At 61.2% G+C, this 16,284-nt stretch carries 6 protein-coding genes and 6 pseudogenes; 7 read left to right on the plus strand and 5 right to left on the minus strand.

Annotated features, from left to right (window positions below):
* On the plus strand, positions 1–6,968 hold a 6,968-nt coding region (locus AC066S_RS34205), incomplete at its 5' end, for an amino acid adenylation domain-containing protein (protein ID WP_478271730.1).
* 839 nt (positions 6,969–7,807) lie between these two features.
* Here AC066S_RS34205 and AC066S_RS34210 read toward each other — a convergent pair.
* A complete protein-coding gene (locus AC066S_RS34210; protein WP_126262181.1) occupies positions 7,808–8,200 on the minus strand; it encodes an avidin/streptavidin family protein in 393 nt (130 codons plus the stop codon).
* A 520-nt stretch (positions 8,201–8,720) separates the two neighbouring features.
* Positions 8,721–8,948: pseudogene (locus tag AC066S_RS34215) on the minus strand (IS256 family transposase); the annotation flags it as partial.
* Between the two features lie 244 nt (positions 8,949–9,192).
* On the opposite strand from AC066S_RS34215, the pseudogene AC066S_RS34220 reads away from it, so the two are divergent.
* Positions 9,193–9,609: pseudogene (locus AC066S_RS34220) on the plus strand (IS110 family transposase); the annotation flags it as partial.
* 55 nt (positions 9,610–9,664) lie between these two features.
* Positions 9,665–9,841, plus strand: a pseudogene (locus tag AC066S_RS34225) (transposase); the annotation flags it as partial.
* 404 nt (positions 9,842–10,245) lie between these two features.
* On the opposite strand, the gene AC066S_RS34230 reads toward AC066S_RS34225, so the two are convergent.
* Positions 10,246–10,500 (minus strand): triphosphoribosyl-dephospho-CoA synthase, encoded by a 255-nt coding sequence (locus tag AC066S_RS34230; RefSeq protein WP_430642555.1) that lies wholly within the window; start codon positions 10,498–10,500, stop codon positions 10,246–10,248.
* Positions 10,501–10,577: 77 nt separating this feature from the next.
* Positions 10,578–10,859, minus strand: a pseudogene (locus tag AC066S_RS34235) (biotin-independent malonate decarboxylase subunit beta); the annotation flags it as partial.
* Positions 10,860–10,895: 36 nt separating this feature from the next.
* Here AC066S_RS34235 and AC066S_RS34240 point away from each other — a divergent pair.
* The 4 genes and pseudogenes from AC066S_RS34240 to AC066S_RS34255 all read left to right on the plus strand — a co-directional run.
* A pseudogene (locus AC066S_RS34240) lies at positions 10,896–11,584 on the plus strand (GntR family transcriptional regulator).
* 445 nt (positions 11,585–12,029) lie between these two features.
* Entirely contained in the window at positions 12,030–12,332 is a 303-nt protein-coding gene (locus tag AC066S_RS34245) for a helix-turn-helix domain-containing protein (protein WP_126261749.1), read from the plus strand.
* Positions 12,329–13,576 carry a type II toxin-antitoxin system HipA family toxin gene (locus tag AC066S_RS34250; RefSeq protein ID WP_126261748.1) on the plus strand — a complete coding sequence of 416 codons (1,248 nt, stop codon included), beginning with the start codon at positions 12,329–12,331 and terminating at the stop codon, positions 13,574–13,576. The genes AC066S_RS34245 and AC066S_RS34250 overlap by 4 nt, the downstream gene beginning before the upstream one ends.
* An 847-nt stretch (positions 13,577–14,423) precedes the next feature.
* A pseudogene (locus AC066S_RS34255) lies at positions 14,424–14,713 on the plus strand (DUF736 family protein); the annotation flags it as partial.
* A gap of 66 nt (positions 14,714–14,779) precedes the next feature.
* On the opposite strand, the gene AC066S_RS34260 reads toward AC066S_RS34255, so the two are convergent.
* Complete coding sequence (locus tag AC066S_RS34260) at positions 14,780–16,108, minus strand: DUF3422 family protein (RefSeq protein ID WP_164719091.1); 1,329 nt, start codon at positions 16,106–16,108, stop codon at positions 14,780–14,782.
* Positions 16,109–16,284: the final 176 nt, after the last annotated feature.

Consider the following 16,284-nt stretch of genomic DNA (forward strand, 5'->3'; position numbering starts at 1 on the left):
CACTGATCCGCGGGCATCTGGTGCGGATGTCGGACGAGGAACACGTCTTCCTGCTGACCCAGCATCACATCGTCTCGGACGGCTGGTCGATGGGCGTGCTGCTGCGTGAACTTAGCCAGCTTTACCGAGCATTCGAGGCTGGGCAGGACGATCCCCTGCCGCCGCTTGCGATCCAATATCCGGATTACGCCGCCTGGCAACGCCAATGGCTGTCGGGCGAACGGCTGCAGAAGCAGGCGCAATATTGGCGCAGCGCCCTGGCAGGCACGACCCGTCTTGTCTTGCCGACGGACCGTGCGCGGCCTGGCCAGCAGTCGTTTGCCGCGGCCACGGTCCCGATCGTCATCGATGCGGATCTGACGCGGGAGCTGAGGCGGCTGAGCCTGCAGCATGGCACGACGTTGTTCACGATCGTGCTGGCGGCCTGGGCGGCGGTGCTGTCGCGTCTGTCGGGACAGGACGATCTTGTGATTGGCGTGCCGAGCGCCAATCGGGGGCACCGGGAGATCGAAGAGCTAATCGGCTTCTTCGTCAACACCCTGGCGCTTCGGCTGGATCTGTCGGGCGAGCCAAGCGTGTCGGAGTTTCTGGAGCGGACGCGGCGCACGGTGCTGGCTGCGCAGGAGCATCAGGACCTGCCGTTCGAGCAGGTGGTGGAGATCGTGCAGCCGCCCCGCGCTCTTGATCACACGCCATTGTTCCAGGTGATGCTGGCCTGGGAGAACAATGCGCTTGGGGCGTTGGAGCTGCCGGGGCTGAGTGTCGAAGCTGCCGGGGACGAGATTGATCAGGCTAAGTTCGATCTGGAGCTGAGCCTTGGCGAGCATGGCGCGGAGATCGCCGGAACGCTGGCTTATGCCACGGCGCTATTTGATCAGGCGACCATCGAGCGGCAGCGTGGTTATCTGCTGGCGCTGCTGCGGGCGATGGCTGCCGATGCGCAGCAAGAGGTCCGCCGGATTGAGCTGCTGTCGACTGCCGAGCGCACCTATCTGCTGGAGGAGCTGAACCGAACGGCGGCGAGATATCCTGCGGAGCGGTGCATCCATGAGCTGTTCGAGGCGCAGGTCCAAAAGGCGCCGCATGCAGTGGCGGTGGTCTGCGACGATGAGCGGCTGAGCTATGCTGAACTCAATGCAAGGGCCAACCGCCTCGCACATCACCTGATCGCCCTCGGGGTTAGGCCGGACCAGCCGGTTGCGATCTGCCTTGAGCGCAGTTCGATGATGGTGGTGGGGCTGTTGGCGATCATGAAGGCTGGTGGGGCCTATGTGCCGTTGGACCCGGCATATCCGTCGGCACGGCTGCGCCAGGTGCTCAACGATGCGGTGCCCCGCCTACTGCTGACCGATGTGGCCGGCCGTGCAGCCTTGGGCGCGGTAGTGTCGGCCGATGTGAGCGTGGTGGAGCTCGATGCTGCGGCGCCGGCCTGGGCCAGCTTGCCGGATGCAAATCCTGACCCGCGCGCGCTCAGCCTAACCTCCCGCAATCTCGCCTATGTGATCTACACCTCGGGATCCACGGGCACGCCCAAAGGGGCCCAGAATGAGCATCGGGCTATCGTTAATCGCCTGATCTGGATGCAGAACGCCTATGGTCTGAAGGCAACAGACCTCGTCTTGCAGAAGACGCCATTTAGCTTCGATGTCTCGGCTTGGGAGTTCTTTTGGACTTTGCTTGAAGGGGCAACGCTGGTGCTGGCGCCGCCTGGTGCGCACAGAGATCCCGATGCATTGGTCGACTTGATCATCAGCCAGCGCATCACGACGGTTCACTTCGTGCCATCTATGCTGGTCAGCTTTTTGGATGCCAAGAGTGTTGAGCGCTGCACATCGCTGCGGCGGGTTTTATGCAGCGGCGAGGCGCTCCCTGCCGCCAGTGTGCATAGAGTTCGGCACGTATTGCCCTGGACGGCCCTGCACAATCTCTACGGTCCGACTGAGGCCGCGATCGACGTTACATCCTGGAGCTGCCCCGCTGAGTTTGATAACGCTATCGTTCCGATTGGCCGTCCAATCGCCAACACGCGGGTCTACTTGCTGGATGGTCATGGCGGGTTGGTCCCGTTCGGTGCGGTCGGCGAGCTTTACATTGGCGGGGCGGGGGTGGCACGGGGCTATCTGAACCGCCCTGAGCTGACGGCCGAACGGTTCATCGCCAGTCCCTTTGTCGAGGGCGATCGGCTGTACCGGACTGGCGACCTGGCACGCTACCTGCCGGACGGCAATCTTGAGTTCCTGGGCCGCAACGACGATCAGGTGAAGATCCGCGGCTACCGCATCGAGCCGGGCGAGATCGTAGCAAAGCTTTGCGAGCACGCCTGGGTGCGCGAGGCGGTGGTGGTGGCGCGCCAGAACGGCCCCAGTGACAAGCATCTGATCGCCTATGTGGTCTACGCGCCCGAGGCCGGCTCTGACGAGGGCGATGCAGGCACCCTTGCGGGCGCTTTGCGCGCGCACTTAAGTGCGCGGCTGCCGGACTACATGGTGCCGAGTGCGTTCGTGCGGCTGGCAGCGCTTCCGTTGACGCTGAACGGCAAGCTCGATCGCAAGGCGCTGCCGGCCCCTCGCGACGAGGCTTATGTGCGCCGGACCTATGCGCTGCCACAGGGCGAGATGGAGGCGGTTCTGGCCCAGATCTGGGCCGAGCTGCTCGGGCTGGAGCGGGTCGGACGAGACGACAACTTCTTCGAACTGGGAGGGCACTCGCTCTTGGCGGTGCAGATGATCGAGCGTCTACGGCGGCGGTCACTGCGCATCGAGGTGCGCACCTTGTTCGTCAAGCCGGTGCTGGCGGATCTGGCTGCAAGTCTGGGTCGTCATTACGAGGCGGCGGTCCCGGCCAACTTGATCACCGAGCGGACTGCGGCGATCACGCCGCAGATGTTGCCGCTGATCGAGCTGACGCAGCGTGACATCGACCGGATCATCGCCACGGTACCCGGCGGGGTTTGCAACATCCTGGACATTTACGGTCTGTCGCCGCTGCAGGATGGCATCCTGTTCCATCATTTGCTAGCGGCAAAGGGCGATCCATACCTACTGGTGTCGCAGATGGCGTTTGCCGAGCGTGGGCTGCTCGATCGCTATCTTGCCGCGGTCCAGCGGGTGGTGGATCGCCACGACATCCTGCGTACCTCGTTTGTCTGGGAGGGGTTGTCGCGGCCAGCCCAGGTGGTGTGGCGGCAGGCGCGACTGGAGGTGATCGAGATTCAGCTGGATGGCGCTCACGGCACTGGCGCCGAGCAGCTCAAGGAGCGGTTTGATCCACGTCGGCACCGCATCGAGCTTGGCCGCGCGCCACTGCTGCGGTTTGTGATTGCGCGCGAGCCCGGTAGCGCGCGCTGGCTGCTGCTGGAGCTGCAGCATCATCTCATCGGGGATCACACGACGCGCGACGTGATGCATGCTGAGGTCCGGGCGGAGCTGGAGGAGCGTGTGCATGAGCTGACGGCGCCGCAGCCATTCCGTAATTTGGTGGCACAGGCGCATCTACGTGGTGATGCCAAGTCCGATGAAGCGTTCTTCCGGGAGCTGCTGGCCGACATCGACGAGCCGACCACGCCCTTCGGCTTGAGCGAGGTGCGCGGCGACGGTGGCGGGGTTCGAGAGGCTCATCGGATGCTGCCGCCAGCGCTCCATGCGCAGCTACGCGAACAGGCGCGTCGGCTGGGGGTGAGTCTGGCGAGCCTGTGCCATCTGGCGTGGGGACAGGTGGTGGCGCGCAGCAGCGGCCGCGAGCAGGTGGTGTTCGGCACGGTGCTGTTAGGCCGGCTGCAGGGCAGTGCTGGCGCCGACCGCGCCATGGGGCTGTTCATCAACACCCTGCCGCTGCGACTTGATCTCGATGGGACCGCCGTCGAGGCGAGCGTGCGGATGACGCACGCCCGGCTGGCCGACCTGCTGGCACATGAGCATGCCTCGCTGGCATTGGCACAGCGCTGCAGCGCTGTTGCGGCGTCGGCGCCGCTGTTCAGCACGCTGTTGAACTACCGTCACAACACGGCGCCGGCTGTGCCGGGCTCCGGGACGGATAATGTCTTGTCGGGCATGGAATGGCTGGGTGGGGAGGAACGCACCAACTATCCCCTGACCCTGTCGGTGGAGGACTTTGGCGAGGCGCTGGGCCTCACTGCGCAGGTGGCGGAGCCAGTCTCGGCGGATCGGATCTGCGGCTACATGCAGCGCGCGCTCGAGCAACTGGCAGAGGCGCTCGAGCATGCCCCGGATACGCCGGTACGTGACCTCGACATCCTGCCGGCCAAGGAGCGTACCTATCTGCTGGAGGATCTGAACCGGACGGCGAGGGCCTATCCATCGGACCTGTGCGTCCATGAGCTGTTCGAGGCGCAGGTGCAAAAGGCGCCGGAGGCGGTGGCGCTGGTCTGCGATGATGAGCGGCTGAGCTATGGCGAGCTCAATGCGCGGGCCAACCGCCTGGCACATCACCTGATCGAGCTTGGGGTCAAGCCGGACCAGCCGGTTGCGATCTGCCTCGAACGCAGTCCGGCGATGGTGGTTGGTGTCTTGGCGATCCTCAAGGCGGGCGGTGCCTATCTGCCGCTGGACCCAGCCTATCCCAGCGAGCGGCTGCATCAGGTTGTCGACGATGCCGCGCCGAGGCTGCTGCTTTGCGACGTCGTCGGTCGCGCAGCACTCGGCGCCGAAGTGCTGACCGATGTGACGGTGATTGATCTGGAGACGGCGACCCCGCCCTGGGCCGAACGGCCGGCTTCAAACCCTGACCGGCGGACGCTTGGCCTCACATCGGGCCATCTTGCCTACGTGATCTACACGTCAGGATCAACCGGATCCCCGAAGGGGGTCATGGTTCAACATCAGGGATTGGTCAATCTGCTGTCGGCTCAGGTCGGGCTCTTTGGCGCGTCTTCCAACAGCCGAGTCGTGCAGTTCGCCTCCATTGCTTTTGATGCAAGCGCTTGGGAGCTTCTTATGGCGTTTGGCTCCGGAGCCTCTTTGCACTTGCCTTCGGAAGAGATCCGTCAAGCGAGTAACAAGCTATTGGAATATCTCCAAAGCGAAGCCATCACCCACGCGACATTACCCCCAGCATTGCTTCAGACAAGCGAGGATCTGGAAGGTTTGACCTCACAAGTTCTCATTCTCGCCGGAGAGCTGCCGAAGCCTGAACTCATCCGAAGTCGGACCCCAGCATCAATTTTCAACGCTTATGGCCCGACCGAGGCAACGGTCTGTGGAACGATCTGGACTTGCCCGGCTGATTTCAATGGGTCGGTGGTCCCGATCGGGCGTCCAATTGCCAACACGCGGGTGTACCTGCTGGATGGTGATCGCGCGCCCGTGCCGTTCGGTGCGGTGGGCGAGCTTTACATTGGCGGGGCAGGGGTGGCGCGTGGCTACCTGAACCGCCCTGAACTGACTGCCGAGCGGTTCATCGCCAGTCCCTTTGTCGAGGGCGATCGGCTGTACCGGACCGGCGACCTGGCACGCTACCTGCCGGACGGCAATCTGGAGTTCTTAGGCCGCAACGACGATCAGGTGAAGATCCGCGGCTACCGCATCGAGCCGGGCGAGATCGTGGCGCGGCTTTGCGAGCACGCCTGGGTGCGCGAGGCGGTGGTGGTGGCGCGCCAGAGCGGCGCCGGCGACAAGCATCTTGTCGCCTATGTGGTCTGCGCGCCCGAGGCCGGCTCGGACGAGGGCGATGGAGGCGGGCTGGCGGGCGCCTTGCGCGCGCACTTGAGTGGCCGGGTGCCGGACTACATGATGCCGAGCGCGTTCGTGCGCCTGGCGGCGCTTCCGTTGACGGTGAATGGCAAGCTCGATCGGAACGCGCTGCCGGCCCCTCGCGATCAGGCCTATGCGCTGGCGGCCTATGAGTCGCCGCAAGGTGCGGTGGAGACGGCGCTGGCGCGGATCTGGGCCGAGCTCCTTGGTGTCGAACGCATCGGACGCAACGACCACTTCTTCGAGCTGGGCGGCCACTCGCTCCTGGCGGTGCACCTGCTCAGTCGAGCATTAAAGTTTGGGCTGAGTTTTAGCGCCACCGACCTCTTCCGGGCTCCCGTTCTGAAGGAGCTTGCATCAAAGATTCGTTTGCAGGTGCAACCCAGTAACTCGGCAGTGGTTTCCGTTCGACCGACCGGATCGCAGCCACCGCTCTTCTTTGTCCCCACAGGTTGGGGAGATTATTCCTATGTCCTCGGTTTGGCGGCGGAAATGGACGCAGACTGCCCGGTCTACGCTCTGCCATGGCCCCCTTTCGATGACGTTTGTCCACCGACACTTGAGGCGATGGCAGCGGAGGTGATTGTTGCAATTAAACAGATCCAGCCACGTGGCCCGTACCGCTTGGCCGGATACTCATCAGGTGCAATCCTGGCTTATGCTATTGCCGAGCAGTTACTGAGCATTGATGAAGTCGTGTCATTCATTGCGTTCATCGATGTTAGCCCACCTGCGGCTTCAAACGCGTCACTTAACCATTTGGCGCGAGAATTTGTTTTGGATCGTTGTGGAATCTTACGCGACGAACATCGCGAGGTTTTGGCACGCGACACCGAACAATGCTCAATCTCTGAGTTGCTTGAAAAGGCGCAGCAAATCGGAGCGTTAGCTCCAGATTACGATCTCCACAGTTGCGCTTCAATGTATCTAAGGATCGCGACATTTCACCAGGCGCTGCAGTCTTATCGCCTTCGGTCGCTCCCGATTGAAATACACCACTTTTATGCCAATGAGCCTCTTGTCAATCGTTGGGTATCAGCTGACAAACAACTTGATCGCGACTTGCCGAGGCAGGGCTGGGACCGGGTCCTGAATGCTGGGGCTGTTCATGCGGTACCCGTTCCAGGCAACCACGAGACAATGGTGAGCAATCCAGAAAACCGCCGAGTTCTGGCTCGAGCCATTTCCACGGCCTTGATCGGGACTGTTGAACAGACCCAAAGAACTTCTCCGAGGGCTCAGGGTTCGAAGGTTGTCTAGGGCCGCAAACTATTCACTACTTGTGGCATACGGACCTCTCGTGCACTGACTCTGCTCTATGACATCGCGAGCATCCTTATGCAGCCACAGTCGCCGGTCGTGAACTTTCCAGCAGGGCTAGGTGGACCGGCCATCGCGCGTCCTCAGGCGCTGACGTCGGCCATGCCTGCGATTGGCACTGTGGCCTTGTCGCCCCGCAGCAAGCACGGCAAGGTTACTTGTGAGAGGTTTCTCACTCCTGCCTTCGGGCGCTCGATCCGGAGCCGTCCGTGCGCCCATCTGTTCCAGCAAAGCAAGAAAGGCCCGGCCTTTGTCCGTTATGATCCACTGTCCGGGTTCTCGCGCAACCAGCCCTTGTCCGAAAATGTTGAGATCCGGCGCCCGCTCCGCCAATCGCTTCATACGATCCGTCCACTCCGGACCGCTGGTGTAGTACACCGCCAGGTAATCCTTCAGGACAGCGAGACTCGCACAGCCCTCCGGTTGGCCAGCGAGAATCTTAAGTATCGAGACCTGAAAACTCAATTTCTCCGACCAAACGCCTCTTAGCGCGGCACCGGCCGGACCCCGCGCTCGACTTCAAAACTAGAGCCTGAAAGAAATGCTGATGCACGGACCATCCGGCAAATTTGCATGAAGCTTAGGCTGTGCTTTGTTGTCTGGGGGGACCCTTTTTGAAGCAATCTTCGGCCTTTCCTGGATGGCGTGCAGGCTGTCGAGCATCGAACCTGACTGATGGTGGACAGCCCGGAGCTTTGCGAAGGGAGCTTGTGCGTCTCACGTCAGGTCTCGCGAGCGAGAGTTTTCGACTAAGGTCGACCCCGCAAGAAAGCTGAAGACTACCATACGCGCGTGAATGTATCGGCGCCCTTCAGCTTGCTGGGCTTGCCGTTCTTATCAACGTAGAACAGCGTCCATGACGTTGGCATTTGAGGACCGTTGATTTTTCCAACCCAGCGGGTGAGAGAATTGCACTGCCCAAAAGTAACAACAAAATACAGTCCGGTTGGACGGACGGCTCCCGATGCGGGATAAGGGATACCCTGGCAGGCAAACCCTTGAGCATGGTTTGTGAAAGTACCTTGTATGGTCCCGCCATTCGTGGACCAAACAAACAGTTCCGACCCCCGTTCATTCTTCCAGTATGAGGGCGCAGGAAGTCCCTGCGCGCCCGCCTGACCGACGGCCAAGAAAAACTGACCGATCAACAAAAATGCCAGAAGTCTCTTCATAGTGAAGCCCCCAAACTCGCCTGAAAACGGCATTCGGGTCACCAGTCTGATACAATTTCCGGTGACGTTTGCTGCTCTTCTTTCGCGTCTGGTGAAGGAATGCGGCGCACATGCAAGAGTTCACGCTGGAACTCGGCGTCGCTCCTCGGCCCTGCATCGGTGGGACGGTGCGCCCAAGCGGCCGAACTCCAAGACCATCATAGGCTAGCTGTCCGTCATGAGTTTAATCTCTAGAGGCAGAGGCAATTACTACACCGATAGCGGGACTTCCGGCGCGCACCGCGCCTCGCCCGCAGCTCTTGACCGGTGCCGATTATTACGTGAACGAGAAGCATCAAAGTCTGGGAATGGCAGCTGAGAATGATAGAAGTGATTGAGGCGAGCCCCTCGGAGTTACCGCGCGTATTGCACAAAAACTCATGGCGCTTGTCTTGGATTCTCGCGCTCGTGGTCATCTCCTTTGGTCTGTGTGCCGCGGCAGCCTATGTTGAGCTATGCAGAATTCTGGGTGACGAGGTGATCAGGCGGCGTGGGTTGCCGGCATTTGGATAACCTCGATGCCATCGTTGAATCTGACACCTGCGATGATCTTCGGCAACTGATTTGTGCCTTTGAGCCGCCGCCAGGTTTTTGATGCGGCGACAACCAGTTTGAACACCATCAGCCTGGCGGTCGTTGCCGACAGCGATCCTTTCGTCCGCACGGTTCTGTGCCGCACGGTCGCGAACACGGTTTCGATGGGGTTGGTAACCGGTATGAGATGTCTCGGTGCCAACGTTCTGCCCCGGCGTCCCACGCCGTGGCGTATGGTGCGACCATCGGGACAGAGGCACCGGGAGCACGAAGGTGCGGGCAGGCCGATACACACGATGAGCCGAGAGCTCGAGTTAGTAGCTGGCCGCCTCTGCGACTCGCCCGGTTGCGCCGAGAGCGCGAATCCGTAGTTGTCGTGTCGCCCGCAGCTCCCGTCATGTGTCAGGCAGGAGGTGCAAATGCGACGGGTAGTTGGCATTGACGTCCACCGTACTTTCGGGGAGGTGGTGATTTGGGAAGACGGCAGGCTCCGACATGCGGGCCGCATTGATATGACGCGGACTGCGCTGGAGGGATTTGGCAAGACCCTGCTGGCCAATGATGAGGTGGTGGTTGAAGCGACCGCCAACAGCATGGCGGTGTCGCGGGTTCTGGCGCCGTTCGTGGCGCGGGTGATTATCGCGAATCCGTTGCAGGTGAAGGCGATCGCCCAGGCTCACGTCAAGACCGACAAGATCGATGCCGGCACGCTCGCCAGTCTGCAGGCGGCCGGGTATCTGCCGCAGATCTGGACGCCGGACGCGGAGACCGAACGCAAGCGTCGGCTGGTGGCGCGGCGCTACCAGGTTGTGCGGCATCGCACGCGGCTCAAGTCGGCTGCAGACCACGGCATAGCCCTCGAGGTCATAAAGCCTGTCGGAGGCCAAAGGAGGCTTCGTGCTGCTCCCAATGCGATGGGTCGTCGAACGATCCTTCGTGTGGGCCACACGCTTCCGAAGACTTGTCAAAGACTACGAGCGATGCGCTCAGACTCTCGCCGATCTCCACCTGATCGCTTTCGCATGCATCATGCTCAAAAACGTCGCTAAACTCGCTGCTGGTTCCTAACAGCCCCTAGGCCGCGAACATAACCGAGTCGACTATCGGGCCCTGCCGCGCTTTCCATCAGCCGCGCGCGAAGATCCGTGAGCCGCAGCGCTTCTTCGGCCGTCCAGATCCCAGCGATGCTCCAGGCCGCCATCTCGCCGACGTTGCAGCCGGTGACGGCGGTTTGCTCGATCAGGAGATCGGCGATGCAGGCGTGAATCGCGAGCGTCGATGTAACCGTGAGGATCTGGCTGGAATGATTGGCGGAAAGTTCATCAGCGGTCCGCGTCCTGATGAACTGCCGGGGGTCCGCGCGGAGACAAGCCATCGCTGCGGCAAAACCGGCTCCGCGGCGGGCGGCTCTGCGACAAGATCAAAAATCTTGTCCGAGAGCGTACCTTGACCGCCGCAGAGTAGTGCTAGCATCAGAGTTCTATCCTATCGACGAACAGCGCCATCGCGAGCAGATCGGCCGAGCCGCCGGGGCTGAGATTGCGCGCCACGAACGCCTCATGAATGTCGGCCGCGCGCCGGCGCCATCCAGGCGATCCGAAGTCGCCGGCGGCAGGGAAGCTGGAGGCACTCTCTTGCGCGAAGTGCAGTCCCTCGGGCCCGCCACGATGCAGCAGGTTGGTGTCGGTGACCTTGGCGATCAGTCTCATGCAGGTCTCAACGCGCACTGCTTCCTCGTCGTCGGGCGCAAGCTTGCGCGCCGCATGCAATGCGGACAGGGGCCGAAGATCGACAGATGCGGGCTGCCGCCGCCACAGCAGCCGGCGCGCCCGCCGATCAGGCCGATGACATTGATGTCGCTGCGCCGCGCCTCGATCACCGCGCGCATGATTTCCGCGATCGCGAGCTCGCCGGCATTGGCTTCCTGAAGTCGCCCGCCGCAGGTGTCGAACAGGATCACCACATCCTGCTTGAGCGCGCGCGCCGAACGCAACAGGCCGGTGAGCTTGGCGCCGTGGACTTCGCCGAAGGCGCTGCCCATGAAGTGTCCTTCCTGCGCGGCTACGAGCGCGGATGCGCGTCCATCCTCTACTTCACCGTGCGCGCAATTATGGGAAGCTGAATGGCAGGTCTGTTCAAAGTTGCAGAAGCCGAAGAAGATGGCGGCCTCCTCTCCGATCGCATCCGCAATGCGCTCACAGGCGAGATCGCGTCCGGCGCGCTCGTCGCCGGTTCGGCTCTCGAAGAGCAGTAGCTTGCTGATCGCTTCGGAGCCTCGCGTACCCCGGTGCGGGAGGCGCTGCGACAGCTCGTCGTCAGCGGGCTGGTTGAGGTCCGTTTGACACCCGAACGGATCATGGACATGTTCGAGACCAGAGCAGAGGTGGAAGCCATGTGCGTCCGCCTCGCCACCTATCGCATGACGCCGCTCGAGCGCAGCCGTCTGATCGAGTTGCACGAAGGCTCGCGGGCGATGGTCGAGGCCAACGACGTCGATGCCTATGATGCGTTCAACCGGGTTTTCCACACGAATGCATCTACGGTGCAACGCACAACTCGTTCATGGCCGAACAGGCCCAGGACGTCCGTGCCAGGCTAAGTGCCTTCCGCCGCACGCAGTTGCGGCAGGGCGATCGCATTCGCAAGTCCCGCGACGAGCATGATGCCATCATGCAGGCGATTGCCGAAGGGGACGGCGAGAACGCCTCACGCCGGATGCGTGCGTATATGCTGAACGCCGCGGCAGCGCTGCGGCGTTACATCGAAGATCGCGTCAGGCCCGTCGAGGGGCCTGAGCCCGACAAACTCTGACAAGGCGGTCATCGACCACCCTTGACGTAAACGAAGGCAGGCGCGGCTGAAGGTACCTCCAGCCGCAATCCGGTTGCCCGCGTGCCGGCAGTCACCGGGGCGCCGCGCCAGCGATCAATTTTCGGCCCCTTCGCATGCCCACCGGAGGACGCTCGGATGCGCGAGTAAACTGGCCGAGCTCTCCAAAAAGTGTGAGTTACGGCCTGAGGCCAATCTAAGTTTGAGGCTGGCGAACGCAGGACAACCAAGAATACGGTTAGGGCACTTCGGGGCTGTAATCGCTGCCGACGTTGCGATGAGAGGCGCTCCCGTTATCGAGGCTAAAAGAATGACACGTTTACAGATCTTTTAAGTTGGAAAGATACGTAAACAGAACATAATGGTTGATCCCAGTTTCTGAGCACGATATGTATACGGATCTTGTAAAAAGGTACGAGTAGGGATCATGGAGCGCGGCTCGGAGACCACCTTCCACCTAGGACGGCTCCTCCGGGATGCCAGGAAACAAGCGGGTCTGACTCAAGAGCAGGTGGCTGAACGCGCGGGGATTTCGAGGCCTCGTTACCGTGACATCGAGCAGGGCGCGGCCGCCGCGCGTGCCACGACCCTGATCAACGTCGCGCGCGCGCTGGGTATGGAGTTGATGCTGATCCCACAAGCAATGGTCCCGGGCGTCAATGCTCTGCTTCGCCCTTCCGACGACGAAGACCGACCGGCCTTCACCACCGATAAGGACGGTGATGAATGAGTGTCCAAGTCCGCGCCCCCAACACCATCCGATCGCTCGACGTGTTCCTTCAAAAGCTCAAGGTCGGAACGCTCGTACGCACGCCGGGCGATTTCAACGCTTTCAGCCTGGATCCAGCGTATCGAGCCATGGCAAGGCCTCCAATCTTGAGCCTTTCGTTGCGCTCCGCCGATGGCGGCCTTCGCAAAGATCCGAAACCCCTAGCGCACGTCTTGCCGGCCTTCTTCGCGAACATGTTGCCTGAGGACAGGCTCCGCGAGGCAATGGAGAAACACCACGCAGGAGCGGTGAGGCCGGGCAACGATTTCGACCTCCTGGCGGCGCTTGGCACGGACTTGCCGGGCGCCGTGCGCGTCGTGCCCAGCGACGGCACTACCACAAAAGCTGCTCAAACCGATCCACAAGTGATCAAAGCTCGTTTTTCCCTGGCCGGAGTTCAGATGAAGCTCTCGGTGATGAAAAACACGGGCAGGGCAGGCGGATTGACCTTGTCCATCGGCGACGAGCAGGGTCAGTACATTGCGAAATTCCCCTCAACCAATCTTGTCGGATTGTCGGAAAATGAGTTCGCCATCCTAGCGCTCTCGGAGGCAATCGGTATGGATGTGCCTCAACGAGAGCTTGTTGAAAAATCGGATTTCGAGGAGATACCTGAAGAGTTCAACACCCTCTCGACCGGTAAAGTTTTGTTGGTGAAGCGTTTCGATAGGGGCCCCGACGGCAGGCGGATACATATCGAAGACTTTGCTCAGGTTTTCGGCCGGCAACCATCCAAGAAGTACGATGACGCTTCATACCACGATATCGCCTCCGCACTGAACGTCGCGGTGTCGACAGATGCCGCACTCGAATTTGTCCGCCGCCTGGCTCTTGCTGCGCTCGTCGGGAACGGAGACATGCACTTGAAAAATTGGTCTACGATCTATCCGGGCGACGGTTGCACTCCGGCCATCGCCCCGGTGTACGACGTGCTGTCGACCACGGCCTATTTTCCAAAGGACGACATGGCGCTGTCATTGGGGGGCGAGAAGTCCTTCAAGGCGCTTACTCCGGATCGTTGGCGGAAGTTTGCCAACCGGGCGCGGCTACCGGATCCCGCCGTCATCTCGGCCGTCAAGCAAGTCGTTTCATCGGTGAACGAGCTTTGGTGGAACCTTCCTGAGCGGGATGTTGTTCCGACGGCTGTCCTCGAAAAGATCGATGCAAAAATCCGCGAGATGAGCTTGGTTCTAGATCCAAGCTAAGTCTCATCTCTTTTGCCCTTCAGGCTCGCGAGCATTGCTGCCGTCGGGATACTGCTCGCTCGGGCTCATCAAAGACAGCGAAGGAGCAAGGGATCGTGCTGCGCGAGGCCTGGTCTGGGCGGCAGCCTCGACGGCCAGCTTCGCTACGGCGCGCTGGGGGCGCTGCGGTTCGATCCGCTCGTGGGCTCTCGATCATCGCGGGTGCGACAAGAGATGTGGGTCTTGGCGCGACCAATTGGATCAAGCAGTCGAACTTCTCGATTGCCGAGTCGCTGCCCGGCACGATTCATGGCCGGCTCTACGATCAGGGGATCATACCAAATATCGCCCCAGATCGTGGCGCTTTGCAAGGCTGACTGTGATGAACTTGGTCGGAAGTTTAGGTTTGTCGACTGCTAAGGCGGACGTGTGCACGAGGTGTGACCAGGATGTCAAAAAACCCTCATCAGGATGTGATTAGAATGTAGCTGGTCTAAAGCGCCAAGACATTCAAAGCAGCGATCATAGAGGCATGGACCAAGCGGTCGCATTTCAGAAATGAGACGGCGACAATAAGGTGAACGGCCGCGCGGCTGACACGTAACTACGACTCCAAATTGGTCCGTTGCAAAAGGCAGAAGGCGCGTATCACCATCGAACTCACTTGCCGGCCTCTCGGTGCGGTCGAACTCGCCACATTCTTCTTGACGTCAGTTCTGCAGGCGAGCGCGCCAACCGCCTTTTCGATGGATTGATCACCCGAAGAACGCCTGACGCATCGATCGCAGTGCTCCGTCGATCACCTCCGGCCCGTCGATCACCATCGAGGCCGGTGGGGGCTCGGAAACGCAGATCAAGGAGAACTATTATGGCGAGCATCCGTACCTTCACGAGGACCGGCAACAACGAGATCATCGGTGGAATCGTCACCCTCTCGCTCCAGGCCAGGAACGTGCGGATTGCCCCCGAAACCAACCGCTCCGGCGACAACCGAGCCACTGGGTCTACGTCGGCCGTTGGAGATCAGGGCCGCCCGGGCGAAGGGCTCCAACGAGGGGGTCTGAAGCTCGACGATCCGAGTTTCACCCCACCGATCTTCGCCAACCTGCCGACGAGGAAGGTGAGGGCTTCAGCCTGATCTGGCCCCGTCCCAGCCGCGCAAGGGCGACTGACCCCGACCATGCGAGGATCGCAGGACGGACGCACCGAACCCCTCAAGCAGCTTTAGTCGCAAGTAACGGAGGGCGCGTCGTGGTGCTTGAGGTGTCTCTTTCGGACATTGTAGCTTACCAGCCAGATCACGCCGACCGCGATCGGCACGAAGGCCGCGGTCAGGAACGATGGCTCTACTCGCAGTCCGACGTCATGCGCGCCCTTGGCAAGATAGCTAAACAGGCTGACCACATAATATCCTATCGCCCCGACCGACAATCCTTCGACCGTGCACTGCAGCCGAAGTTGCTGTCTCGCGCGCTCGTTGATAGCCTGCAACAGGTCATGATTCTGCCGTTCGATTTCGACGTCGACCCGGGTTCGCAACAGATCGGCGGCACGCGCTAGCTTGTCCGATAGAGTCGCCTGACGGTCCTCAACGGTCGCGCAGGTTCGCATCGCCGGCGCCATACGGCGCGCTAGAAACGCCGACCAGGTTGGATAGCCCGAGATATTGTTGCCTTCAATGATGGACAGACGCGATTGGACCAGCTCGTTATAGGCCCTGCTCGCGCCAAAGCGAAACAGGCTGCCGGTCGCGCCTCTTTCGAAGGAGGCTGCCAGCGCCGTCAGCTCCGCAAGCAGATGGTTGTTGAACCGCAGCCCCTCACCGCTTTGCATCTTCTCGAGCGCCTCAACAAGCCGGCGGTCGATGCGATCAACAGATGGTGCAAGCTCAAGGGCCGCCGACAGACCAAGCAGCGCCAATGGACGGTAGGTCTCGATTTCCAGGAGCCGCTGCACTAGCGCTCCAAGATCGTGGGATGTCATGCCAAGGTCGCAAACGAGGATTTTCGTGAAGCCTTTTTCGTCCACGCGGAAGTCTGAGGCGGCAATGCCTGTGCCGCTCTTTGTGGCAACCATGGCGAGGCTGTTCTCGTCAAAAATCTGTTCGGCCCGCGTAGTCGGCGAGGCGTCCTGCTCCACTTCTAGCCTGATCGCGACCAGCAACTGTCCGGTCTGACGCAACGCGCGGATCAGCGATCGGACAGTACCATCAACTTTGTCAAATCGGTCTGCGGCAGAACAATTTGAATTAGTCCAGATCCAGGTGAGTGTTGTAAATTCAGAATGCTGCTCCCAGCGTAGCGTAGCGGGCCCGATGACAATCTGATGAAGTTTCGCCGATTGCTCAGGCGGCGTAAGATTGCGCTCGAGGCAAAAATCGATAAAACGGCAGCGTTCGCTTGCGGCCGCCTCGCCCTGTGCAAGAAAAGCGAAGTGGATCACACTGAACGGCGAATCAAGGCGCGTGAAGGGGCGCGCGTGCACTTCGCGGAGCACAGCGTCGCGTTGCGGATGTGGCGTGAAGGTTCGCAGATCCAGTTCGTCATCGATCATGTATTGACGCCTCGCTTCAGGTGAGCAGGCAACCGTCAGCCTAGACGCCGGAGGCAATGGCGGTGCTGGGAAACGGTTGCGCGCGGCTAGGTAGCTGACGAAGCCGTGTCGATGATCACGCCGCTTGAACTCGGGAAAGAGGTCTTGCGGGACGCGCGTCAGACCAGGCAGATTAA

It is taken from the genome of Bradyrhizobium sp. CFUWI (assembly GCF_056429085.1).